Annotated in this window: 1 protein-coding gene; it reads left to right on the top strand. The window is 65.1% G+C overall.

Annotation, left to right across the window (positions count from 1 at the left end; all coding sequences use genetic code 11):
* Positions 1–1,042: UvrD-helicase domain-containing protein (locus L9Z73_RS31100; protein WP_247408834.1), on the top strand; the 1,042-nt coding region annotated here is incomplete at both ends.

Below are 1,042 nucleotides of genomic sequence, written 5' to 3'. Positions count from 1 at the left end.
CGCCGCCAAAGCCGTCGACGGGCGCAAGATGCAAGCGCGTTACTTCGAACCCTGGTTCGAAAAGATCAGCGCCTGGGCCGCTGACGAAGCCCTCGAACAGCTGGACATCGGCACCGGCTTCACCCGCCTGACCCCGGACGGCATGGCCGAAGCCTGGAAGGGCGAGCCGCCGCATCACCCGGGCATCGACGCCATGGCCAGCCTCAAGGCCAGCCTGGATGCATTACCCACCCCCGACGCCGCCGTGTTGCAACACGCCGCCGCGTGGGTCGGCAAACGCTTTGAAGATGAAAAACGCCGGCGCGCCGAAATGGGCTTCGACGACATGCTGATCCGCCTCAACGCCGCCCTGCAAACCGACGGCGGCGAGCGTCTGGCCAGTGTGATCCGCGAGCAGTTCCCGGTCGCCCTGATCGACGAATTCCAGGACACCGATCCGGTGCAGTACAGCATCTTCGACAGCATCTACCGCATCGAAGAAAACCACCTCGACAGCGGCCTGTTCCTGATCGGCGACCCCAAGCAAGCGATCTACGCCTTCCGCGGCGCCGACATCTACACCTACCTGCGCGCACGCCAATCCACCACCGGCCGCCACCACACCCTGGGCACCAACTTCCGCTCCAGCCACGCGATGGTCGAGGCGGTCAACCATGTGTTCCAGCGTGCGGAAACCGGCCGTGGCGCGTTTCTGTTCCGTAAGCCGAGTGGCGAAAACCCGGTGCCGTTCCAGCCGGTGCTGTCCCAAGGCCGCAAGGAGCAACTGCAGGTCGATGGTCAGACGCTACCCGCGCTGAACCTCTGGCACCTGCCCACCGATCAGCCGATGTCCAACGCGGTTTATCGTCAGCAACTGGCCGCTGCCTGCGCCACACAGATTGTCGAGTTGCTCAACGGAGGGCAGCAAGGCAGTGCGGGTTTCCTACAAGCAGACGGCAGCTTCAACGGCGTGTTGCCGTCGGACATCGCCATCCTCGTGCGCGACGGCAAAGAAGCCCAAGCCGTGCGCGGCGAGTTGGCCGCCCGTGGCGTGCGCAGCGTG

It is taken from the genome of Pseudomonas emilianonis, assembly GCF_023072625.1.
Taxonomy (GTDB): domain Bacteria; phylum Pseudomonadota; class Gammaproteobacteria; order Pseudomonadales; family Pseudomonadaceae; genus Aquipseudomonas; species Aquipseudomonas paraveronii.
The sequence above is the reverse complement of the archived record's forward strand: the minus strand, read 5'-3'. Positions and strand labels throughout refer to the sequence as shown.